Genomic DNA, 21,780 nt, shown 5'->3' on the forward strand with positions numbered 1-21,780 from the left:
AAGGTAGAGAAAAGGCATCTGCATGGACGACAAAGCGAGTAGTCATCGCGCCGGAAGTCGCGATGGGTTGGAGACGCCCGCCGCGCTCGAGGGGCTCAAGGTATTAGACATGTCCGGGCTTGCCGGACAGTATTGCGGGAAGCAGTTCTCGGATCTCGGCGCGGACGTGATCCTTGTCGAACCACTCAACGGGTCCAATGTACGTTACCAAGGACCGTTCCTCGACAACCACATTCATCCCGAATTCAGCCTCTCCTTTACGTATTTCAATGCTGGGAAGAGGAGCCTCTGTATTGACCTCGATCGGCCGGAAGGCCAGCGCATTTTCGTCGAGCTCGTCAAGCGGTCGGACCTTCTGATCGAATCTGAAAAGCCGGGTGTGATGGCAAGGCGCGGCCTGGACTACGCTTCACTCGCATCTGTCGCCCCTGGCCTCGTCATGACCAGCATCACCCCTTTCGGGCAGTCCGGGCCGTATTCGAACTACGAGTCCGAGGACATCGTGGCCCTCGCGCTCGGCGGAATGCTCTATCTCGGCGGTTATCCGGATAGCCCCCCGATCGCTGCGCACGGAAACCTGGCCTATCTCGCCGCTGCGCAATTTGCCTCCGTCGCGTCGATGATTGCCCTCTTCGGTCAAACCGAAGCGCTGGGACATGAAAGCGGTTCGCACATCGACGTGTCGATCCAGGAGTGCGTGGTAATGGGAATGGAAAACGCCATTCAGTTCTACGACCTGGAACGCGTGGTGCGCAAGCGGGAATCCGGTCAGCTGAAAATGGCGGGAACCGGTGTCTTCGAGTGTGCGGATGGCCAAATCTACCTGATGGCCGGCGGTATCGCGTCGGCGCGATTTTGGGAGTCGACAGTGCAATGGCTGATCGATGATGGTTTCCCCGAAGCGGCGAGACTGCTCGATGACCAATGGAAGGATCATGACTATCTGATCACCGACGAAGCTAAAAATCTCTTTTACGAACTATTCGTGCCGTTCGCCAAGAAGCACAGCAAGGCCTGGCTGTATCAATCCGGTCAGGAGCGCCGCATCCCGGTCTGCCCAATCAGTACGCCAAAAGACATTCTAGAGAACCGGCAGTTCGAATACAGAGATTTCTTCAGCTCGATAAAGCACTTACCGTCCGAGAGGAGCATCGTTGCTCCGGGTGCGCCGTATCGACTTTCCGAAACACCGTGGCGTGCACCGTCGCATGCACCGCTCATGGGTCAGCATACGGATGAAATTCTTGCCGACCTCGGATATAGCAGGGCAGATCGTGTGGCGCTACAACAGGCAGGAGTTTTGAAGTGAAAAATCTTCCTCTTGAAGGCATTCGGATTGCCGACTTCACGTGGATCGGCGCGGGTTCGTTTACGACCAAACTCTTCGCAGATCACGGTGCGGATGTCATAAAAATCGAGAGCGCGGATCGTCTTGATCCGCTACGCGGCAGCCGACCGTATGCAGAGGGCGTGCCTGGCATCAATCGGAGTGGATACTTCGCAGATCGCAACAGCAACAAGAAAAGCATCACGCTGAACCTCAAGACCGCTGAGGGACAGGCGCTTGCTCGGCAACTGATCGAGACGAGTGACATCGTTGCAAATAATTTCACGCCGGGGACGATGGAGAAGTTTGGCCTCGGCTACGAAGACGTGAAGAAGATTCGTCGCGACGTCATCTATCTGGCCATGTCGATGGCAGGATCCTCCGGCCCGGAGCACAAGTATCTTGGATTCGGCCTGACAATCGGCGCACTGACTGGAGTTCAGTTTCTCTCCGGACTTCCGGACAAGGAGCCGGCTGGCACAGGGACAAACTTTCCGGACCATATTCCGAATCCATGCCACGCCGCATTTGCGGTGTTGGCGGCTTTGCGTCATCGCCGGCGCACGGGGCGGGGGCAGTACATCGACGTGGCGCAGACCGAGCCGACTGTCGCCCTCCTGGGTCCTACGATGATGGATTGCGCAGCGAACGGCAATGTGCCCAGTCGGATGGGTAATCAGCACACGGCTTATGCGCCGCATGGCGTGTATCCCTGCCGTGGCGTGGACCGATGGATAGCCATATCGGCGTGGCAGGAAGAGGCATGGAAAGGCCTTGTCGCAGCGCTTCCTGAAGCGGACGCTTTGCGCGCGACAAAATTCTCGGCATTACACGATCGCCTGGCGAACCGCGACGACCTGGACGTAGCACTGGCGCACGCGACCAGCCGCTACGAAGCGGAGGACCTGATGGCGAAGCTGCAGAATCATGGCGTGCCTGCTGGAGTAGCCTGGACTGCAGAAGATGTCGTGGAGCACGATCATCAGTTGCAACATCGAGGTCATTGGATCCGGCTGCAGCACCCCGAAATGGGTGAGGCAATCTACAACGCACCGCCATTTCGCATCAGTGGACACGCTGAAACCATCCGCTTGCCGGCGCCGCTATTGGGCCAGCATACGGACGAGATCTGTCGGGACGTTTTCGGCATGGATGAAGCTGAAATTGCCGGCTTGCGCCAAAACGGAGTGTTGACGTGACGACGACACGGCCTTCCACGAGCGAGATGCTCGCGAAATTCGCCTACTCATTCGACCCGTCCACAGTCAATGATGAGCACCTTCGGACGTGCGCCAGGGCGATTACGGATACATACGCAGTGTGCATGGCCGGCGCAAACGAGCTAGCGGCAGTACGCATGCGCAAGTACATCTACGGCTTGGCTCTTGGCGCCGGTGGTGAACAACAACTCGGCTATGGAGCCGCTCGCCTGTGGGGGCGGGGCATTGCGACGACGGTAGAGTGCGCAGCACTTCTGAATGGCACGTCCGCCCATGTGCTGGACTTCGACGACGCCTCATCGTCGATGGGGGGGCATCCGAGTGTAGCGTTGCTGCCGGCGCTGATTGCGTTGGCTGAGTGGCGGGATATCAGCGGTTTGCGGCTGGCCAGCAGCTATGTGGTCGGCTATGAAATCGCAAGCAAACTGGGTAGCGCGCTCAGTAAAGCGCACTACGATCGCGGATGGCATATGACTTCCTCGATTGGGACAATCGCCGCCGCCGCCGCATGTGCGCATCTATTGGAATTGGAGTTCGACCAGACCGTTTCAGCGATTGGTCTTGCCGTGTCCCAAGCTGCCGGAACACGTCAAAACTTCGGCTTCGACGCAAAGTCGTTTCAGGCCGGCCAGTGTGGTGCGGCGGCACTGCGCGCCACGCTGCTTGCCGAGCAGGGTTTTACGGCATCTCCGCTTGCGATGGATGGTGAGGCCGGCTACACGTCCTTGTATTCGAAGTCGGAAGACATCTCGCAGGCGATGCTCACGCTGAATACAGCGCCACTTGAGATCGATCGTGCGGGGGTGGAGATAAAGAAGTATCCGGCCTGTTACGCAGTCCATCGGCCGCTGGATGGCCTGTTCCAGGTCAAGCGAGAGTTTGGTATTCGGCTGGACGACGTCGAATCAATTTACATCAAGACGAGTTACGGGACGCTATCCCCCCTATTGCGACGCTTGCCCGAGAACGGCGTCGAGGGGAAGTTCAGCATGGAATATGTGATTGCGGCGGCTCTGGAAGACAACGAGATTCGTCTCTCCACATTTACCGATGAAGCGGTGCGTCGACCGCGACTCCGAAAGGTCATGGCTTCCGTGAAATCCATCGAATCGCCCGGCGAGATCACGCCGCGTTGGGCAGAAATATCGGTGCACATGAAAGACGGGCGCCAGCTATCACAGCGTATCGACGCGCTCCGCGGCGACGCCTCCAATCCGCTTTCCGATGACGACTTGCTCGCAAAAGTTTCGGATTGTCTTGCATGGGCGGGCAGTCCGATCGAAGCCGCAAAGCTCTATCGAGGCGCGAAGCTGATCAGGACTGGCAGCGTGCGCGAAGTCTTGAACGCGATCGAGAGCACACAAGTTTTACCGGAAAGAGGTATCAGATGAGCATTCTTTATGAAGTGAAGGATTCTGTAGCGACCATCGTCCTCAATCGACCGGAGGCGATGAATTCGCTCGACCCGGAGTCGCTCGTGGAGTTGAACAACGCATTTGATATCGCCAATCGAGACGAAAGCGTTCGCGTTGTCGTGCTGACGGGCAACGGTGACAAGGCGTTTTGCACAGGATCCGATCTGAAGAAGACCATGCCGCCCAAAGAAAGCTTCGCGGAGCTCACGTTTGGGAAGCCGCGGTGGCTCTATCCATTCGCCGGAATGGAAATCGACAAGCCGATGATCTGTGCTGTGAACGGCTTTGCGCTTGCCGGAGGCATGGAGCTCGCGCTGGCGTGTGACATTCGGATCGCTTCCAGCAACGCCCAGTTCGGGCAATCGGAAGTGTGTGTCGGAAGTATTCCGGCTGCGGGTGGAACCCAACGTCTTCCCAGGATGGTGGGGATGTCGGACGCCATGCTGATGATGTTGACCGGTGATCGAATCGACGCGGAAACCGCCCTGCGGATCGGCCTCGTGAGCCGGGTGGTGCCGCTGGCGAGTCTGATGGACGAAGCGATGAAAATCGCCCGACGGATTGCCGACAATGCGCCGCTGGCTGTTCGGGCCGTGAAGCGGCTCGTACGCGATGGTCTTGACTTGCCCCTGCTGACAGCCATTCAAGCAGAGCAGTTCGCACTCGGTTTGCTTCGCGATACCGAGGATCGTCTGGAAGGACGGCGTGCCTTCCAGGAGAAACGCAAGCCCGTATTCGCAGGCAAGTAGCGGGTGCAAGCACTTTGGAGGCGCGATGAGACAGGTAGTTGTAGCAGGTATTGGGCAGACGGTATTTGGCAAATTTTTGCACCGCGGGGTGCGATCGCTGGCCGAGGAAGCGCTGTCTTCCGCTATCGCCGATTCCGGTATCGGCTACGAGCAAATAGATGTGACGTATTTCGCGAATGCGCTGTCGGGGTTGGTGACAGGACAGGAAACGATTCGAGGACAGGTCGCGCTGCGTAATACCGGCGTGATGGGGCGTCCGATCATCAATGTCGACAACGCATGCGCATCCGGATCGACAGCGTTTCATCTGGCATGGCTATCGGTCGCGTCCGGTCAGGCAGATGTGGCCTTGGCTATCGGGGCGGAGAAGCTGACACATGAAGATAAATCCGTGACCTTCGGGGCGTTCGCCTCCGGCGTGGATGTCGAGGAGCGTGCGCGACTTCAAATGGAAGCGCCTCAAGGGCACTCGGTATTTATGGACATTTACGCGGAGAGGGCGCGCCGCTACATGGAATTCAGCGGCGCTACGCCCAAGGACTTTGCCCTTGTCTGCGTCAAGAGCCGGCAGGCTGCGTCGATGAACGAATGGGCGCAGTTTCGTTCGCCGGTGACAGTTGACGAGGTGCTAGGCAGCCGCATGATCAGTGCGCCGCTGACGCTCAACATGTGCTCGCCGATTGCCGACGGTGCGGCGGCGGCCATTCTGGTAAGCGAGGAGTTCGCGCAACGTGCTGGCGCGCCGCACGTATATGTCAAGGCATGCGCGCTTGTTTCCGCAAACAAGGACGGCCTTGGTCCGACGTGTGCGGAAAGAGCGGCGAAGGCTGCTTACGATACCGCGGGATTGGGTCCCGAAGATATCCATGTCGCAGAGGTTCACGATGCTTCGGCTGCCGCCGAGATCATGCTGTACGAACGACTCGGATTCGCCGCACCCGGAAGGGGAGTCAGCTTGCTGCGCGCAGGCGACACGTCTGTCGGCGGGCGGCTTCCAGTGAATCCGGGGGGAGGTCTCTTGAGCCGCGGGCACCCCGTCGGGGCCACCGGAATTGCACAGATCATCGAGCTCACGACCCACTTGCGAGGGACGGCTGGCGCGCGTCAGAGGGAAGGGGCGAAGGCAGCACTGGCCGAGTGCTCCGGTGGGCAGCTCGGTGCCGATTCGGCACTCGCGGCGGCGACGATACTCACCAACTTCAAATGACCTGATCGGCGGGCTGGGCGATTCATCCTGACTTTCTAGAAAATTTTATCGGGGTCGTGCCCGGGGCTTCGTAAGGGCGGGGGGCAACCATGGCCCCGCCGCGAGCGGCGGCCCGTTGCAAGCGGCTCGCGGTCATCAAAAAACTCACTCGCCCTACCGCGTTGTGTTGACGGGCACACCACTGGAAAACAAGGTAGAGGAACTCATCTCCATCGTTCAGTTCGTCGACCAGCATCGTCTCGGACCCACCTGGAAGCTGCTGCATGAGCATCAGATCAGGGACGAGGCTGGGCGCGTGACAGGGTACGCCGGACTGGAGACGATCAGCCAGACACTGGCGCCGATCATGATTCGTCGGCGCAAGTCCGAGGTGCTGCTTCAATTGCCGAAGCGTACTGACCAGAATCTGCTGGTGCCGATGACCGAGCGGCAGATGGACTATCACGTGGAGAATGCGGACGTCGTGGCCCGGATCGTCCAGCGCTGGCGTAAAACGAAATTTTTGTCGGACCGCGACCAGCGAAGACTCACATGCGCGTTGCAGAACATGCGGATGTCGTGCAACAGCACCTATCTGCTGGATCGGGAGACCGATCACGGCGTCAAGGCTGATGAGTTGGCTGCCCTGTTCGAAACCCTGCTTGCCGAGCCTGACGGGAAAGCGGTGGTGTTCAGCCAATGGACGCGCACGCATGAGATCGTCATTCGCCGGCTCGAGAAACTCGGCATTGGCTATGTCAGCTTCCACGGTGGCGTGCCGTCGGACCAAAGGCCTGCGCTGGTGGATAGATGGGAGAAATCTCGCTCGGCGGCCCACGTCTCACCCGCTTCATGAAGGACGTTGAAAGCGTTACAGGCCACATGGGCGAGATCGAGGCAATGGCCACGGAGGAAGAAGTCGCCAACGCTGCTGCCGCGTCTGGCGAATTGCCCGAGGACATGACGACCGCGCAAGCGAATATCGTCGAGGCGCGGGCGCACTCCGGCATCCCGGCCGCTGAGCCCGTGCCGCAAGAGGCGCGCGTTGACCCTTGGTCCGGGCTGTTGCAGTTCGGCGTGGAGCTTGCGTCGGCGTTGAGCGCGTCCGCCGAGGGGATGGCGGATGCTCATCCGTGGGTCGACCGTGACCCCGCGACAGGCGCGCAGAGTCTCAAGTTACCGCTGCCGTCGGCGGGTACCGCTAGGCGACTTGCCGATGCGCTGTCTGCAATTTCGTCTGCGTTGCGCGTGAAATGACGGATTCCATGACTAGGTGAGCGTCAGCTCGTCGAGCGCCGCTCTGACCCACCCGAATCCCCCCGCTCCTGCTCGAGCCGCAGCCCTTGGCGGATTCGGTTATCGCGCAGGTCGTCGAAGAGCTCCCGCTCTTGTGCCGTGAGTCGCGGCAGATCGCGTGTGACCTGATTGCCTTCTTCTCCCCAGAACGCTTCGTGTGTCATCAGCGTCGCACGATCCATCAAGAACGACCCGGCGTGCGGGAAGCGGCTGCGCAATTGGTCGAGAATGGCGAAGCCGTGTGTGTCGATGTCGCCCCAGTAATGAAGCGCACAATCCGTGAGCCATCGAGCTGGCTCCAGTGATTCCCAGCCGTAACCCGCTCCGAACAGCACGATCGATTGTGGAACGTCCGGGAATGCCAGGAAATTCGTCTCGTTTTCCGTAATGAAGGCATGCCGGCACTGCAGCGCGAGGCGCGAGAAACTGTCCGCGTCGAGTGCAATGTCCGGCCGCCACACGCCGGGCAGAAGGACTAGTCGCTCGTCGAGAATGCGAAACCGGATACGAGACGGTTTTTCGCGGAAGCCGTAACGAGCGGAGAACTGTGCAGTGCCGGTCCGGTCGCCGTCGACTGCCTCGGGTGGTAGCACGAGATCGAGCCATTGCGTGAGCACGCCACGCCGCGCCTCGATGAACTTCGTGTCCACCAACGGAATTTCAATTCGAGGCCGAACTGATAGGCAAGGCTCGCCGCGAGGATCGTGTAGGCGAGCTTCTCCTTTTGCCCGCCCGATTTGCCCCCAGAGTCGGAATAGTGTTCGAATTCGCTGTCGTCCTCGCGCCAGCGCTCGCTCGCCGCGAAGAGGAACCAGTTGCGCACGTCGGTCAGCTGACGGCAAGCGGCGCGTGGTCGGAGCGCAATAGGCGCCAGGCGGGATGGCGCGTGCGCAGCGCGTCGAGGGTGGAGTAATCGAGGGGCATCAGTGCGAGATGACGGGCGTGGCGCCCTTGAGGCGATCGCCGACTGAGGCTTGAAAGGCCTTCATCCTACCGCAATTGCCACCCGACTTCGCCGGGCCCCGCGCTGGGACGAGTCTGACGGTATCGACGCCGCGTGACCGGGTGGGAACGCCGTCCCCACAAGGCTCCAGCCGATGGATTGACGATCGAGTGGGGAACGAACTTCAGCGGCGAGGCCGAGACGGTATTCTTCGATATCCGATCGCGGCATCACATGATGCAAAACGCCCGGCAGGAGGACACCTGTCGGGCGTTGTTTTTTGCGCGATCAGCGGGCCGTCATCTGGTTGACGATAATGGATACTTCCCCGCCGGCGCACTCGCAACTCTGCTGTGACCCAACAACTTACGCTACCCGGATTCGATGCGCCCCAGCCAGCCCCGGAGCATCGCTTGTTCCTTGCCGCGATGCCCGACCCGGACACCGCTGCGCGCATTGCCGAGATGGCCGGACGGTTGCGCTCCGAGATGCATGTCAAGGCCAGGCTGCTGCACCCCGAGCGCCTGCACATCACGCTGCACCATCTGGGCGACTTTGCGCATTTGCCGGAAGTAACCGTCGCGCGTGCATGCGCCGCGGCGACAAGCATTGACGTGCCGCCATTCGGCGTGGCGTTTGATCAGATCTCCAGCTTCAACGGCCGGCCTGGACATCGGCCTTTGGTGCTGACGGGGCGCGCCGGACTGGACGAATTGATCGACTTTCAGCGAAGACTTGGGGACGCCCTGAGAGGGGCAGGTCTGCGTGTTTCACGCGCCCGCTTCACACCCCACCTCACGTTGCTGTACGACGAAGGCAGGTTCGATCCGCGCGCGATTGGACCGATCACTTGGACTGTGCGCGAATTTGTCCTGATCCATAGCTGGCTTGGCAAGACGCGCTACGATGTAAAAGGGCGCTGGCCGCTGAGGGGCGGCGGCCCATCGGTCTGAGGACTCAATCTATTGTCGGCCGGCATGGCATTCTGAAGGACATGTCATCGCATCGCCCAGTTTTTCCAACAAAAATTCGGCAAAGACCGCGACTGCGGGCGGCACCGGTGGACGGCTCGTGTATACGAGCTGCAGGCCGAGCTCGGTGCTTGCGCGCCGATAGGTTGGCAGCACGCGCACCAGCTTCCCCTGCGTGATGATTGACTCAACCATTAACTGCGGCAGCAGCGCAATACCCAGTCCAGCCGTACAAGCCTGCGTCAGCACTCGCATGTCGTTGGCCGCGAACCGGCTGTTGATCGACACCTCCTGACTTCCGCGTGGACCCTGCAGACGCCACGTGTTGCGCCCCTGGCGATTGGAAATCGTCAGACAGTCGTGTTCGGCCAGTTCGCGCAGCGTGCGTGGCGCAGGGCGCAGTTCCAGATAGGCCGGACTCGCCGCGAGGATCATTGCATTCGGTGCCAGCCGACGTACCTTAAAGCCGCTACCGGTCTCGATGCCCATGCGCAAGGCCAGGTCGATGCGCTCGGCGATCAGATCGGTCGGCGTATCGTCGAGCAGGAAGTCGAGGCTGATGTGTGGATAGCGCGTGTAGAACTCGACCAGCCATTCCATGCCGATGAGCTCGAACAGGCCTGCCATCGCGGCGACGCGAACCGAGCCGGACGGCGCCTGCGCATCCGCATGGAGCCGCCCGATCTCGAGGATCTGGTCGAGCGCCGGCGCATAGCGCTCGAACAGCGTCTGACCTTCCGCGCTCGGCGCGAGTTTGCGGGTCGAGCGATGCAGCAGACGTGTGCCGAGTTGCCCTTCGAGTTGATCGATGCGCCGGCTCAGCGTATTTGCCGGCATGCGCAGACGCCGCGCCGCCTCGGAGAAGCTGCCGGCGCGGACCACCTGGACGAACATCGCCAGATCATTTAGGTCGAGCATGAGATTTCTCCAAAAATGGATTAATCAAATCCTATTTTACCATCTAGTGTGAAACGCTCCCAGTCCCCATACTTGCGGTGTCAAACAGTCATCCCATTCGGAGATACGTTTCATGAAACTGCTGCACATAGATTCCAGCATCCTCGGGCAAGGCTCTGTCAGCCGTGATCTGTCGGCGGACGTAGTCGCGGCCTTTCGGGGCCGCGATCCCGACCTTGCGGTCGCTCGTCTCGACCTTGCCGCCACACCGATCGGCCATCTGACGGCAGCACACCTCGCGGCCGCGCAAGGCGCTCCGGTCGACGATGCATTGAAGTCCGACGTTGCCATGGGCCAGGCCGCGCTCGAGGAGTTCCTGGCAGCCGACATCGTGGTCATCGGCGCGCCGATGTACAACCTTGGCATTCCCTCTCAACTGAAGGCCTGGATCGACCGCATCTCCGTCGCCGGGAAGACGTTCCGCTACGGGGAGCACGGCCCGGTCGGACTGTGCGGCGGCAAGAAGCTGATCATCGCCTCGTCGCGCGGCGGCGTTTACAGCGAAGGCTCGCCCGCCGCCTTCTTCGATCATCAGGAAACCTATCTGAAGGCGGCCTTCGGCTTTCTGGGCATCACGGATATCACCTTCGTTCGCGCGGAAGGTGTGGCGATGGGTCCGGAGGCGCGCAGTGGGGCCCTCGCCTCGGCGAAGAAAGAGACCGCGGCGCTCGCTGCGTGAGGCCGCACCGCCCCAACGAATACTCACTGGAGAACAACCATGTCGAGCACCCAGAAGCTCATTGCTGTCGTCGGCGCATCTGGCCAGCAAGGCGGCGCAGTTGTGCGCGCGCTGCGGGCGGGAGGTCAATTCAAAGTGCGCGCGCTGACGCGCAATCCGGCCACGCATCCGGAACTGGGTGACGAAGTCGTTCTGGCGGATTTCAATCGTCCGGAAACGCTCGAAGCCGCGTTTGCCGGAGCGCACGGCGTTTTCCTGGTGACCAATTCCTGGGAAGCCGGTGCGGACGAACCCAAGCAGGCACTCGCCGCCGTCGACGCGGCGAAAGACGCCGGCGTGCAGCACTTCATCTGGTCGACGCTTCCGAACGTGGAGACGATCAGCGGCGGCAAGATCAATGTCCCGCATTTCACGGAGAAGGCGAAGATCGAGCGCATCGTGAGCGAAGCCGGGTTTGCTTGCCACACGTTTGTGATCGCTCCCTTCTACTATCAAAACCTGCTCGGCGTCATGGCCCCGCAGAAGCAAGCGGATGGCACCGCGGGTTGGGCGCTGCCGCTCGATCCCGAGCGGCGGGTCATCCACATGGGCGACATCACCGAGCTCGGCCGCATCGTGGCTGGTGCGTTCGCGCAGCCGGAGCTCGCGGGGCACGGTGAACATTTGCCGCTTGTCGGTGATTTCTTGAGCTTCAACGAGATCATCGCCACCCTGAATCGTCAAGGAAACAGGTTCTCGTTCAAGCAAGTCCCGCGCGAGGTTTTTGCGGGCTGGTTCCCGGGCGCCGAGGGCATCGCGGCGATGCTCGCCTACTTCGAAGCGCACACGTATCTCGGCTCGGATTCGCCGGATTTGCGTGATGCGGCGATCGCTCTGGCCGGCAAGGTCGCCGGCCAGCAGCCGACGAATTTTGCTGTGTGGGCCAAAGCGAACTTCGTGACCCTGGAGAGCGCCCCGTGAATACCGTCATCCAAACTCCGCCGCCGCGCCTCGCCGGTGTCGGCCGTAACGTAATCTTCCGCACGCGCGGCCACGCGCACGGGCCGGTCGTCCGCATGGTCAGCCCCTCCGACGTCGGCAAGATGATCAAGCCGTTCGTATTTCTCGACCTCATCGATACGCAAGAGGCGATTGGCCAACAGGGTTTCGGCTGGCATCCGCATTCGGGCATCGCTACGTTGACCCTGGCGATGGAAGGGCAAGGTCGCTATGCCGAATCCACCGGCCACGAAGGAACGATGGTGGCGGGCGATATCGAATGGATGAGCGCCGGTCGTGGCGTCTGGCATTCGGGCTTCGCCGTGCCCCCGGTCAAGGCTTTCCAGCTGTGGATTGCCTTGCCGCCGGAGCGCGAACTGGCTCCCGCGTTCAGCCAACATCTCTCGGTGAGCGAAATCCCCTCGGACGGCCCGGCGCGCGTGCTGCTCGGCCGTAGCGGCGAGGCGGTCAGCCCGATCGATGCACCGCCGGGCGTCAACTATTTCGTTGTGCAGCTCCAGGCCGGCCAGCGCTGGACCTACCAGCCGCCGCGGGGCTACCGGGTCGGTTGGATCGCCGTGATGGACGGTAGCCTGTGCACGCCCGACCCAGTCGACAAAGGTGAGCTGGCCGTATTCGACCCATCCGATGCGGCGATCGAATTCGAAGCTGTGACCGATGCGCGCTTCGTGCTCGGTACGGCGATCCCGCATCCGCACGATCTCCACCTTGGATACTATTCGGTTCACACCAGCCCCGCAGCGCTGATCGAGGGCGAGCGCGAAATCGAGCGCATCGGTCGCGAGCTGCGCGCCAAGGGTGTGCTGCGCTGATCCGCGCAGCTTCGCCAATCTCGAATCCGCTGCGCAGGCTTGGACCGGCAGCATCCGACAGGAGCAGTTCCATGACGCATGGCATCGACGAACGCAAGCGCTGGCTTGCCCTCATCGTGCTCTGCCTGGGCGTGCTGATGATCGTGCTGGACACGACCATCGTGAACGTTGCATTGCCGTCGATCGCCGCGGACCTCGGCTTTACCGAAACCTCGCTGGTGTGGGTGGTCAACGCCTACATGCTCACCTTCGGCGGCTGCCTGTTGCTTGGCGGGCGGCTCGGCGATCTTTACGGACACCGCAAGCTGTTCCTCGGCGGCATTACGCTGTTCACGCTGGCGTCGCTCGCATGCGGCATGGCGAATTCGCAAATCCTGCTGGTGTGCGCACGCGCCGTGCAGGGTTTGGGCGGCGCGGTCGTCTCCGCTGTTTCGCTTTCGCTGATCATGAATCTGTTCACCGAGACCGGCGAACGGGCCAAAGCGATGGGCGTGTACGGTTTTGTCTGCTCGGCGGGCGGCACCATCGGCGTATTGCTCGGCGGCCTGCTGACCAACCTGCTGAGCTGGCACTGGATCTTTCTCGTCAACTTGCCTATTGGCATCGCCGTCTATGCGCTGTGCGTTGCGCTCTTGCCGTCAGCCCCCGGCCATGCTCATGGCGAACGGCTCGACATGGCCGGCGCGGTGACGGTGACAGCCTCGCTGATGCTCGCCGTCTACGCAGTGGTGAACGGCAATGAAGCGGGCTGGATCTCGGCGCAGACGCTGGGCCTGCTGTTGGTCGCGCTGGCGCTGTTGGCGGCGTTTCTCGCTATCGAAGCGCGTGCGCAGCATCCGTTGATGCCGCTTGGTCTGTTCCGCTTGCGCAATGTCGCGACTGCCAATCTGGTCGGCGTGCTTTGGGCGGCGGCGATGTTCGCGTGGTTCTTCATCTCCGCGTTGTATCTGCAGCGCGTGCTCGGCTACCGGCCCTTGCAGGTCGGCCTCGCGTTTTTGCCGGCCAGTCTGATCATGGGGTTCTTTTCGCTGAGCCTGTCGGCGCGCCTGGTCATGCGCTTCGGTTTGCGTCTTCCGCTCGCGGTCGGGCTGCTCGTTGCGGCGTGCGGCCTCGCGCTGTTCGCACGGGCGCCGGTGAACGGCAACTTCGTATTCGACGTGCTGCCCGGCATGATCCTGTTCGGCGTCGGCGCGGGCATCGTATTCAATCCCGTGCTGCTGGCTGCCATGAGCGACGTCGATCCGGGCGATTCGGGCCTCGCGTCCGGCATCGTCAATACGTCGTTCATGATGGGCGGCGCACTCGGCCTCGCGGTGCTCGCCAGTCTCGCTGCCGCGCGCAGCGACGCGGTGCGGGCTTCCGCAAGCGCCACGGCGGCGCTCAATAGCGGTTACCACATGGCGTTTCTGTTCGGTGCGATCTTCGCGGCGGCGGCGGGTGTGCTGGGCGGTGTGTTGTTGCGTCGCGGGCAGCCAGGCGGCGCAGGTGTGCAACCGGATGCTGTTAACCAAGACGTAACGACAGCGCGCCCCGCACCCACGACCGGCAACGCGGCAGCGACAGAGCGCTACTGAGCCAATTGCGTCATCAAACCCTGACGCTGTAATCCGCGACCTTGATTCGCGAGTGGATGATCTTGCGTTCCGCGAGCCAGTCGGCGGCCCGTTGGAACTGCGCGATGAAAGCGGCGTCGTCGGGTTCGTGGAATTGATTCACACGCTTCAGGCTGGCCAGATAGTCGCGCACCTGATCCGGATATTTGGCCTCCCCCTGCACGAGCTGCTCGGATTCGGTGGCATGCGTCGATTGCCAAGCGCCTTCGACATAGTAAGCGTCGATCACGGCGCGAATCAGCTCCGAGTTCTCTTCGGTGAATTTCCGGCGCGTCACCAGCGAGCTGTAGTCGATCAGGAAATCGAGGTCGCGTCCCTCATTGAAGATGTCCTTGGCGTCGTTCGTAAAGCGCGAGATGTCCACCGCCGGCGACCACATCGACCAGGCGTCGACTTTGCCTTGCGCAAACGCCGGCGCGGCATCGGGCGGATTCAGGTAGACGAACTGGACCTTGTCGCGGTCAACACGATTCTTTTCCAAAGCAGCAATGAGCAGGAATTCGCCGAGCCCCGAACGATTGACGGCGACCTTGCGGCCCGCCAGATCGGCGACCGAGTTGATGCCGCTCGATTTCTTCACGATGATGGCAGTCGAGCGGGGCGCATAGACATCGAACGCATTGAAGACGATCGGAGATCCGGCCAGCATCGCCGCCAACGCGGGGGTCGTCGATCCCCAGAAGCCGAAATCCGCACTGCCGCCCACCACGGCCTGAATCGAAGGAGCATGGTTCGGGAACGGGCCGATCCACTCGACCTTGATGCCTTTGGCGGCGAGCGTCTTTTCGAACACACCGCGTTGTTTGGCAATGTCCGGAAGGCTGCCGTATCCCCAACCGATGCGAACCGTATCGGTGTTGCGTGTCAGCTTGCGCGGCTCGGCCGCCCGCGAGGGGAGCAGGCTGCCGGCGGCGGCGCCGGCCAGCAGGCCACCCGCCGCGCGCAACAGCTGGCGGCGACTCAGCGAAGAATCATTCATCCTTGTCGGGTCCTTTGAGTGATGCGGGAAAGCGATCAGTGAGACTGAACGCCCAACTCTTCTAGCAGGGCGGGCCGCAGTTCCTGCGGCATGCAGTTTTTGGTTTGGAAGGACGCGGCGATTCGTCCAGAGCGCATGACAAGAATCCTGTCGGCGAGAACGAGTGCCTCGTCGACGTCATGCGTCACGATCAGCACGCCCGGCCGATGGTGGGCAACGAGTTCCTTGACGAGTCCGTGCATCTTGATCCGGGTGAGCGCATCGAGCGCCGCGAACGGTTCGTCGAGCAGCAGGAGCGCGGGATCGCGAACCAGGGCTCGCGCCAGCGCCACGCGTTGCGCCTGACCGCCTGACAGGTTGCGCGGCCAGTCGTCCTCGCGACCGGACAGTCCGACTTCGGCCAGGGCACGGGCCGCGCCATCCCGGCCGACCGTGGTTTCATGACCGAGCGCCACGTTCTCCCACAACGTGGCCCATGGCAGCAGGCGATGCTCCTGGAACACGACGGAAGGCCGTTCAGGCGCGCGGATCCGTCCTGCGTCAGGCAAATCGAGCCCGGCCAGCGCGCGCAGCAGCGTGGTCTTGCCGCAGCCGCTTTCACCCAGCAGCGCGACGAATTCACCTTGATGAATATCGAGGTCCAGCGCATCGATGACGGCACGCGCGCCATAGCGGCGCTGCAGGCCACGCACCGATACGGCTAGAGGGAGCGAACTGACGCGATCCTCCGCGGGTGCCGAAACATCGGAATCACGGGACAGAGCGATGCCAGGAGTCACGTGTGCTCTCCCTGGGCGTAATTCGCATGCCATGACAGGAAATGGGCTTCGAGCAAGCGCACCAGCGCGTCCGCCACGACGCCGATGATCGCGTAGATGATCATGGTCAGCAGAATGACGTTGGTTTGCAGGAATTCGCGGGCATCCATGGCCAGGAAGCCGATGCCTTTTGTCGTCGCGAGTGTTTCGGCGATGACCAGCGCGAGCCAGGCATGGGCGAGCGCATAGCGGACGCCCGTGAGGATCGACGGCATCGCTCCCGGGAGAATGATTCGCCGCACGATCGCAGTCCGGTTCAGCCCGATCACCTTGGCGAGCTCCATCAGCTTCGGATCGATCTGGCGGATGCCCAGCATGGTGTTGATATAGACGGGGAACAGGACCGCGAGCGCGACGAGAAAAATCTTCGCGGCCTCACCCACGCCGAACCAGGCGATGACGAGCGGCAACATCGCAAGGAAGGGGATCGCGCGCACCATCTGGATCGAACGATCGAACAGCGCCTGCGCCAGCGGCGAGAAGCCGGCCGTGAGGCCAAGCACGAGGCCGATCGCTCCACCGATTGCGAAGCCCGCGACGGCACGTAGAAGCGAAACGCCGAGGTGAACGAAGAGATCACCGTCGATGGCCAGACCCAAGGCGGTTTCGACGACACTGCTCGGGGCCGGGAGTACTTGAGGGGCGACGAGTCCAATACGCGCCGCAGCCTCCCAAATGACCACGACGAGAACCGGGACGGTCCACGACAGCAGCGTGTAGAGCCCGCCTTTCGAAGCACCCAGGCGCATCCGTTTCGGAATGGCATGGCTGCTGCGGGAAGAAGTTAAGTCAGCCATGCCAGTTCCAGAATAGCCGTGAAAAAAGTTAGCCGGATGCCGGGCGCGTATCTGAGGATGTCGGCGCCTAGCGAAGGCGAGCTCGTTATTAAAGGGCGCTTGGCATCGCGATGACAAACGGTTTTTCATGCTTTGCTTTTCAGTTACCGGCGGCGCCCGGGGCTGCGTCGCGAGCGATGCTGTACCGCGAATCGCATATTTAGAAATGAAATTTAATTGGTTCTGATCCAGAGTCTCGCCGAGCATCATCGACTCCTGATGGCTATAGACGGCTCGCCGTGATTCCGCGGCACAACCGAACCAGAAAGGAGGCGCAATGGCGGCAGTACTCGAAGAACGACCGGCCGAGGTGCTCGAGACGGCACGAGCAACGGCGGCGGCGGCAGGTTTGCCCTATGCAGGCGGCGTGGCGCCGCGTGACGCATGGGCGCTCATTTCGGGCGGCACCGCGCTGCTCGTCGATGTCCGCACGGCCGAGGAGCGCAAGTTCGTCGGCTACGTGCCGGGCTCGGTACACGTGCCGTGGGCAACGGGCACGAGCCTGACGCGCAACCCGCGCTTCGTGCGCGAACTCGAGGCCAAAACGGGCAAGGACGCCGTGGTGCTGCTGCTGTGCCGCAGCGGCAATCGCTCGGCGCTTGCCGCCGAGGCGGCCGCGAAGGCCGGCTTCACTCAGGCGTACAACGTGCTCGAAGGTTTCGAAGGCGAACTGGACGAAGGACAGCACCGCGGCGGCCGCAACGGCTGGCGATTCCACGGGCTGCCCTGGGTGCAGGACTAGCCCATGGCGGTATTCGATATCGACAGCATCGCCGGATCGCTTCACGCCGTCCGGCAACATTGGCGCGACGCACAGAAGCGCGCGCTCGAACCCGGCGGACGCGACCTGCCTTCGCGCGACGCTCTGTCGACGGTGGTCGACACCCTGAAAGGCGCGCTGTTTCCCATGCGGCTCGGGCCGCCCGATCTGCGTCAGGAAAGCGAAAACCTTTACGTCGCACATGCACTCGATGCAGCGCTGCACGGCTTGCTGGCGCAGGCCAGGCTCGAATTGCAGTATGCGGCGCGACGCGAGACGGCGGAAAGCGAGCCCGTCGAGGCGCGCGCGATTGCCGCCGTGCGCGCGTTCGCGCAGCGGCTGCCCGGCATCCGCTCGCTGCTCGACAGCGACGTGATCGCCGCTTATCACGGCGATCCCGCCGCCGGCAGCGTGGACGAGGTGCTGCTTTGCTACCCGGGCGTGCTCGCGATGATCCACCACCGCCTCGCGCACGAACTGTATGGCCTCGGGTTGCCGCTGCTGGCGCGCATCGTTGCGGGACTTGCGCACGCGCAGACCGGCATCGACATCCATCCCGGCGCGCAGATCGGCGCCGGTTTCTTTATCGATCACGGTACCGGCGTCGTGATCGGCGAGACGTCGATCATCGGCGAGCGGGTGCGCCTCTACCAGGCGGTCACACTGGGCGCGAAGCGCTTTCCCGTCGATGAGAACGGTCACCTCGAAAAAGGGATGGCGCGTCACCCGATCGTCGAGGACGACGTCGTGATCTATGCGGGCGCGACGATTCTCGGCCGCGTGACGATCGGGCGCGGCGCGACGATCGGCGGCAACGTCTGGATTACGCAAGACGTCGCGCCGGGCAGTCTCGTGACGCAAGCCATGCTGCGCAGCGAATCTGCCCGGCCTTCGCCCGGGGCTACCCAAATCGCCGCCGGTGCACTCGGATGACGACGCTCGTGCGCGATTTCGGCGCGACCGTGCGTGCACTGCGTGAGGTGCATGCATGGTCGCAGGAACAGCTCGCCGAGTACGCGGGACTGAACCGCTCGTACGTCGGCGAGATCGAGCGGGGGACGGCGATTGCATCCATCGTCACCGCGGACAAGCTTGCGCGCGCCTTCAATGTGCCGATTGAAAAGCTACTGTGCGTGCCGTCCAGAGGCGTTGCCGGATGATGGCTATAGCATGTTGAGCCGGTTTTTGAGGCTCTCGATAATTCCCCGCTCTCGTAAGCATTCCCGTTTTTCTTCTATCAATCTGGAGCCTTTCCATGTCGACGTTAGCGAGCGGCCAGACCGCGCTCGGCGATAACGCAGCACGGCAGCTAGCCAATGCCACCAAGACCGTCCCGCAGCTCTCGACCATCACGCCACGCTGGCTCACGCATTTGCTGCAATGGGTGCCCGTCGAGGCAGGCATCTACCGGCTCAACCGCGTGAAGGACCCGCAAGCGGTCCAGGCAGCCTGCACCGCGCGAGAGGACGAAGGCGCGCTCCCCAGCACGTTCGTTCCGTATGAAGAACAGCCGCGCGAGTATTTCCTGAATGCGGTGAGCACGGTGCTCGACGTGCACACGCGGATTTCCGACCTCTATAGCAGCCCGCACGATCAGATCAAGGAGCAGTTGCGCCTGACGATCGAGACGATCAAGGAGATTCAGGAAGGCCAGCTCATCAACAATCCCGACTACGGCTTGCTGGCGAACGTCGATGAAGAGCAGCGCGTTTTCCCGCTGACGGGGGCGCCGACACCGGACGATCTCGACGAATTGCTGACGAAGGTGTGGAAGGAGCCGGCCTTCTTTCTCGCGCATCCGCTGGCGATTGCCGCGTTCGGCCGCGAATGCACGCGCCGCGGCGTGCCGCCGCCGACGGTCAGCCTGTTCGGCTCGCAGTTCATCACCTGGCGCGGCATTCCGCTGATTCCATCGGACAAGGTGCCCGTCGCCGACGGCAAGACGAAGATTCTGCTGCTGCGTGTCGGGGACAAGCGCCAGGGCGTGGTCGGCCTCTATCAGCCGGGCGTCGCGGGCGAGCAGGGTCCCGGGTTGTCGGTGCGCTTCATGGGCATCAACAATCAGGCGATCGCGTCGTATCTGATTTCGCTGTATTGCTCGCTCGCGGTTCATTCGCCTGACGCGCTCGCAGTGCTCGATGACGTGGAGATCGGCAAGTACCATGACTATCCAGACACCTACCGGTAATCCTCTGAGCGCCGGCCCGTTGCCCGGCGTGCAGGCGCCCGGGTTCCCGGCCGGTCTGCCCGATCCGGCGCTGCTTGCGCGCCTCGCGAACGAGTTCTTCAGTACGTTGCCGGGCGGCGCTGCCGCGCCTGACGTGTCGGCGGGAAGCGGAGCGGTGGGGGGATTGCCCTCGGCGTTGCCGGCCGCCGCGCCGATCCTTTCGTCGGTCAGCAATCCCGCTCCGCCCGGCTCGCCGCTGGCGGGGCCGGGCGGTACCGGGACGGGCGTGCCCGGCGCGCCGGTCCCGCCGGGCAAGGTGCCGGGTGCGAACCTGTTGCCTGCCGCGCCGACGCATGTCCTGTCGCTCGGCAATCGCGCGCCGGCGCTCGCGCCTCATGCGGCGGCACAGAACGGCCTCCCCGACAACGCGGTCACGATCGCGCCGGCGCTGGAGCCCCGCGCAGGCGGGACTGCGCTCGGCGTGCCGCCCGTGCAGGGCAACACGCCCGCGTCGCCTTACTACTTCATCGACACGCCGGGACGTGGCTGGACGCGTTCTTCCGAGGAGATCGTGGTGCCGTCGGGCGGGACGGCTGCGCCCCAATCATTCGGCCTGCCTGGGGAAGACGATCTGCGTGATCTGCTGTCGATTCAGCGCTTTGCGCCTTCTGCCGACATCCATGGATTGCCGCGCGGGGGCGTGCCGTACTTCGTCGAGGGCGCGCGCGCCGTGTCTGCTCCGCGCGGGGCCGAGGCCGCTGTGCCGGCGGGCCGTCCGCCGTTCGACGTCAACGCGATCCGCCGCGATTTTCCGATCCTTCAGGAGCGCGTGAACGGCAAGCAGCTGGTCTGGTTCGACAACGCGGCGACCACGCAGAAGCCGCAGCCGGTGATCGATCGTCTCGCGTATTTCTATGAGCACGAGAACTCGAACATCCACCGCGCCGCGCACGCGCTCGCGGGCCGGGCCACGGATGCCTACGAGGCCGCACGCAGCAAGGTGCAGCGCTTCATCGGCGCCTCGTCGCCGGACGAGATCGTGTTCGTGCGGGGCACGACCGAAGCGATCAACCTGATCGCGAAGACATGGGGCGTGCGCAATGTCGGCGAAGGCGACGAGATCGTCGTGTCGCATCTCGAGCATCACGCGAACATCGTGCCGTGGCAGCAGCTCGCCGCGCAGACGGGCGCGAAACTGCGCGTGATCCCTGTCGACGATTCAGGGCAGGTGCTGCTCGACGAATACCGCAAGCTGCTCAGCGACCGCACGAAGATCGTCGCCGTCACGCAGGTGTCGAACGCGCTCGGCACGGTGGTGCCCGTGCGCGAGATCGTCGAGCTTGCGCATCGCGCGGGCGCGAAGGCGCTCGTCGATGGCGCGCAGTCGGTGTCGCACATGCGTGTCGACGTGCAGGCGCTGGATGCGGATTTCTTCGTGTTCTCCGGCCACAAGATCTTCGGGCCGACGGGCATCGGCGTCGTGTACGGCAAGCGCGCGATCCTCGACGACATGCCGCCGTGGCAGGGTGGCGGGAACATGATTGCGGACGTGACGTTCGAGCGCACGGTGTTTCAGCCGCCGCCCAACCGTTTCGAGGCCGGCACCGGGAACATTGCCGACGCGGTCGGGCTTGGCGCCGCGCTCGATTACGTGGAACGCGTGGGCATCGACAACATCGCCCGCTACGAGCACGACCTGCTCGAGTACGCGACGAGCGTCCTCGGGCCTGTGCCCGGCGTGCGGCTGATCGGCACCGCGCGTGACAAGGCGAGTGTGCTGTCGTTCGTGCTGAAGGGCTACGAGACGGAAGAGGTCGGGCGTGCGCTGAACGAAGAGGGCATCGCCGTGCGCTCGGGGCACCATTGCGCGCAACCGATTCTGCGTCGCTTCGGTCTGGAAGCGACGGTGCGGCCCTCGCTCGCGTTCTACAACACGTGCGATGAAGTCGATGCGATGGTGTCCGTCATTCGCCATCTCTCGGCGCGCCGGATCTGATCGAAGGCCGAGGCCCCGGCAGCCTGCCCGCTTGTCGTTCCTCATGAAGCATGGCGC

At 62.8% G+C, this 21,780-nt stretch carries 23 protein-coding genes and 1 pseudogene; 18 read left to right on the plus strand and 6 right to left on the minus strand.

What is annotated here, in order from left to right; all coding sequences use genetic code 11:
* Positions 1 to 22 precede the first annotated feature (22 nt).
* The 7 genes from FAZ69_RS31675 to FAZ69_RS34135 all read left to right on the plus strand — a co-directional run bounded on the left by FAZ69_RS31675 (position 23) and on the right by FAZ69_RS34135 (position 7,154).
* A complete protein-coding gene (locus tag FAZ69_RS31675) occupies positions 23 to 1,309 on the plus strand; it encodes a CaiB/BaiF CoA transferase family protein (RefSeq protein WP_136899202.1) in 1,287 nt (428 codons plus the stop codon).
* Positions 1,306 to 2,526 carry a CaiB/BaiF CoA transferase family protein gene (locus FAZ69_RS31680; RefSeq protein WP_136899204.1) on the plus strand — a complete coding sequence of 407 codons (1,221 nt, stop codon included), beginning with the start codon at positions 1,306 to 1,308 and terminating at the stop codon, positions 2,524 to 2,526. The genes FAZ69_RS31675 and FAZ69_RS31680 overlap by 4 nt, the downstream gene beginning before the upstream one ends.
* A gap of 26 nt (positions 2,527 to 2,552) precedes the next feature.
* Positions 2,553 to 3,938: an MmgE/PrpD family protein gene (locus tag FAZ69_RS31685; RefSeq protein ID WP_136899206.1), complete on the plus strand. Its 1,386-nt coding sequence runs from the start codon at positions 2,553 to 2,555 to the stop codon at positions 3,936 to 3,938.
* Positions 3,935 to 4,711: an enoyl-CoA hydratase/isomerase family protein gene (locus tag FAZ69_RS31690; RefSeq protein WP_136899208.1), complete on the plus strand. Its 777-nt coding sequence runs from the start codon at positions 3,935 to 3,937 to the stop codon at positions 4,709 to 4,711. The genes FAZ69_RS31685 and FAZ69_RS31690 overlap by 4 nt, the downstream gene beginning before the upstream one ends.
* Positions 4,712 to 4,736: 25 nt before the next feature.
* Positions 4,737 to 5,918: a thiolase family protein gene (locus tag FAZ69_RS31695; RefSeq protein ID WP_136899210.1), complete on the plus strand. Its 1,182-nt coding sequence runs from the start codon at positions 4,737 to 4,739 to the stop codon at positions 5,916 to 5,918.
* A gap of 166 nt (positions 5,919 to 6,084) precedes the next feature.
* Positions 6,085 to 6,753, plus strand: coding sequence for an SNF2-related protein (locus FAZ69_RS34130; protein ID WP_240702550.1), 669 nt, complete (start codon positions 6,085 to 6,087; stop codon positions 6,751 to 6,753).
* Positions 6,708 to 7,154 carry a hypothetical protein gene (locus tag FAZ69_RS34135; protein ID WP_240702551.1) on the plus strand — a complete coding sequence of 149 codons (447 nt, stop codon included), beginning with the start codon at positions 6,708 to 6,710 and terminating at the stop codon, positions 7,152 to 7,154. Before FAZ69_RS34130 ends, FAZ69_RS34135 begins: the two co-directional genes overlap by 46 nt.
* A gap of 23 nt (positions 7,155 to 7,177) precedes the next feature.
* Here FAZ69_RS34135 and FAZ69_RS31705 read toward each other — a convergent pair whose 3' ends face one another.
* Complete coding sequence (locus FAZ69_RS31705) at positions 7,178 to 7,843, minus strand: Wadjet anti-phage system protein JetD domain-containing protein (protein ID WP_240702552.1); 666 nt, start codon at positions 7,841 to 7,843, stop codon at positions 7,178 to 7,180.
* A 14-nt stretch (positions 7,844 to 7,857) separates the two neighbouring features.
* Positions 7,858 to 8,028, minus strand: a pseudogene (locus FAZ69_RS31710) (SbcC/MukB-like Walker B domain-containing protein); the annotation flags it as partial.
* A gap of 267 nt (positions 8,029 to 8,295) precedes the next feature.
* On the opposite strand from FAZ69_RS31710, the gene FAZ69_RS31715 reads away from it, so the two are divergent.
* Both FAZ69_RS31715 and FAZ69_RS31720 read left to right on the plus strand, forming a co-directional pair.
* A complete protein-coding gene (locus FAZ69_RS31715) occupies positions 8,296 to 8,493 on the plus strand; it encodes a hypothetical protein (protein ID WP_136899212.1) in 198 nt (65 codons plus the stop codon).
* 71 nt (positions 8,494 to 8,564) lie between these two features.
* Positions 8,565 to 9,089 (plus strand): 2'-5' RNA ligase family protein, encoded by a 525-nt coding sequence (locus tag FAZ69_RS31720; RefSeq protein WP_136899260.1) that lies wholly within the window; start codon positions 8,565 to 8,567, stop codon positions 9,087 to 9,089.
* 9 nt (positions 9,090 to 9,098) lie between these two features.
* On the opposite strand, the gene FAZ69_RS31725 is transcribed toward FAZ69_RS31720, so the two are convergent.
* Positions 9,099 to 10,025 (minus strand): LysR family transcriptional regulator, encoded by a 927-nt coding sequence (locus tag FAZ69_RS31725; protein ID WP_136899214.1) that lies wholly within the window; start codon positions 10,023 to 10,025, stop codon positions 9,099 to 9,101.
* A gap of 112 nt (positions 10,026 to 10,137) precedes the next feature.
* Between FAZ69_RS31725 and FAZ69_RS31730 the strand changes: the two genes are divergently transcribed.
* The 4 genes from FAZ69_RS31730 (at position 10,138) to FAZ69_RS31745 (ending at position 14,128) form a co-directional block, all read left to right on the plus strand.
* Positions 10,138 to 10,743 carry an FMN-dependent NADH-azoreductase gene (locus FAZ69_RS31730; RefSeq protein ID WP_136899216.1) on the plus strand — a complete coding sequence of 202 codons (606 nt, stop codon included), beginning with the start codon at positions 10,138 to 10,140 and terminating at the stop codon, positions 10,741 to 10,743.
* A 39-nt stretch (positions 10,744 to 10,782) separates the two neighbouring features.
* Positions 10,783 to 11,703, plus strand: a complete 921-nt coding sequence (locus tag FAZ69_RS31735; protein WP_136899218.1) for an NmrA/HSCARG family protein — start codon at positions 10,783 to 10,785, stop codon at positions 11,701 to 11,703.
* On the plus strand, positions 11,700 to 12,554 hold the full coding sequence (locus tag FAZ69_RS31740) for a pirin family protein (protein ID WP_136899220.1): 855 nt from the start codon (positions 11,700 to 11,702) through the stop codon (positions 12,552 to 12,554). The genes FAZ69_RS31735 and FAZ69_RS31740 overlap by 4 nt, the downstream gene beginning before the upstream one ends.
* Positions 12,555 to 12,625: 71 nt before the next feature.
* Positions 12,626 to 14,128: a DHA2 family efflux MFS transporter permease subunit gene (locus FAZ69_RS31745; RefSeq protein ID WP_240702553.1), complete on the plus strand. Its 1,503-nt coding sequence runs from the start codon at positions 12,626 to 12,628 to the stop codon at positions 14,126 to 14,128.
* Between the two features lie 13 nt (positions 14,129 to 14,141).
* Here FAZ69_RS31745 and FAZ69_RS31750 read toward each other — a convergent pair whose 3' ends face one another.
* From FAZ69_RS31750 to FAZ69_RS31760, 3 genes are read right to left on the minus strand one after another with little or no spacing between them, the layout of a single operon-like run.
* Positions 14,142 to 15,146 (minus strand): NrtA/SsuA/CpmA family ABC transporter substrate-binding protein, encoded by a 1,005-nt coding sequence (locus FAZ69_RS31750; protein WP_136899222.1) that lies wholly within the window; start codon positions 15,144 to 15,146, stop codon positions 14,142 to 14,144.
* Between the two features lie 35 nt (positions 15,147 to 15,181).
* On the minus strand, positions 15,182 to 15,925 hold the full coding sequence (locus tag FAZ69_RS31755; RefSeq protein ID WP_136899224.1) for an ABC transporter ATP-binding protein: 744 nt from the start codon (positions 15,923 to 15,925) through the stop codon (positions 15,182 to 15,184).
* Positions 15,922 to 16,761, minus strand: coding sequence for an ABC transporter permease subunit (locus tag FAZ69_RS31760; protein WP_136899226.1), 840 nt, complete (start codon positions 16,759 to 16,761; stop codon positions 15,922 to 15,924). Before FAZ69_RS31760 ends, FAZ69_RS31755 begins: the two co-directional genes overlap by 4 nt.
* Before the next feature lie 316 nt (positions 16,762 to 17,077).
* Between FAZ69_RS31760 and FAZ69_RS31765 the strand changes: the two genes are divergently transcribed.
* From FAZ69_RS31765 to FAZ69_RS31785, 5 genes are all read left to right on the plus strand, one after another.
* Complete coding sequence (locus tag FAZ69_RS31765; protein ID WP_136899228.1) at positions 17,078 to 17,542, plus strand: rhodanese-like domain-containing protein; 465 nt, start codon at positions 17,078 to 17,080, stop codon at positions 17,540 to 17,542.
* Between the two features lie 3 nt (positions 17,543 to 17,545).
* Complete coding sequence (epsC, locus tag FAZ69_RS31770; RefSeq protein ID WP_136899230.1) at positions 17,546 to 18,493, plus strand: serine O-acetyltransferase EpsC; 948 nt, start codon at positions 17,546 to 17,548, stop codon at positions 18,491 to 18,493.
* A complete protein-coding gene (locus FAZ69_RS31775) occupies positions 18,490 to 18,720 on the plus strand; it encodes a helix-turn-helix domain-containing protein (RefSeq protein ID WP_136899232.1) in 231 nt (76 codons plus the stop codon). Before epsC ends, FAZ69_RS31775 begins: the two co-directional genes overlap by 4 nt.
* Positions 18,721 to 18,815: 95 nt before the next feature.
* Complete coding sequence (locus FAZ69_RS31780) at positions 18,816 to 19,748, plus strand: family 2A encapsulin nanocompartment shell protein (RefSeq protein ID WP_136899234.1); 933 nt, start codon at positions 18,816 to 18,818, stop codon at positions 19,746 to 19,748.
* Positions 19,723 to 21,723 carry a family 2A encapsulin nanocompartment cargo protein cysteine desulfurase gene (locus FAZ69_RS31785; protein ID WP_136899236.1) on the plus strand — a complete coding sequence of 667 codons (2,001 nt, stop codon included), beginning with the start codon at positions 19,723 to 19,725 and terminating at the stop codon, positions 21,721 to 21,723. Before FAZ69_RS31780 ends, FAZ69_RS31785 begins: the two co-directional genes overlap by 26 nt.
* Positions 21,724 to 21,780 lie beyond the last annotated feature (57 nt).

This window comes from Trinickia terrae (assembly GCF_005144415.1).
GTDB classification, from domain to species: Bacteria; Pseudomonadota; Gammaproteobacteria; order Burkholderiales; family Burkholderiaceae; genus Trinickia_A; species Trinickia_A terrae.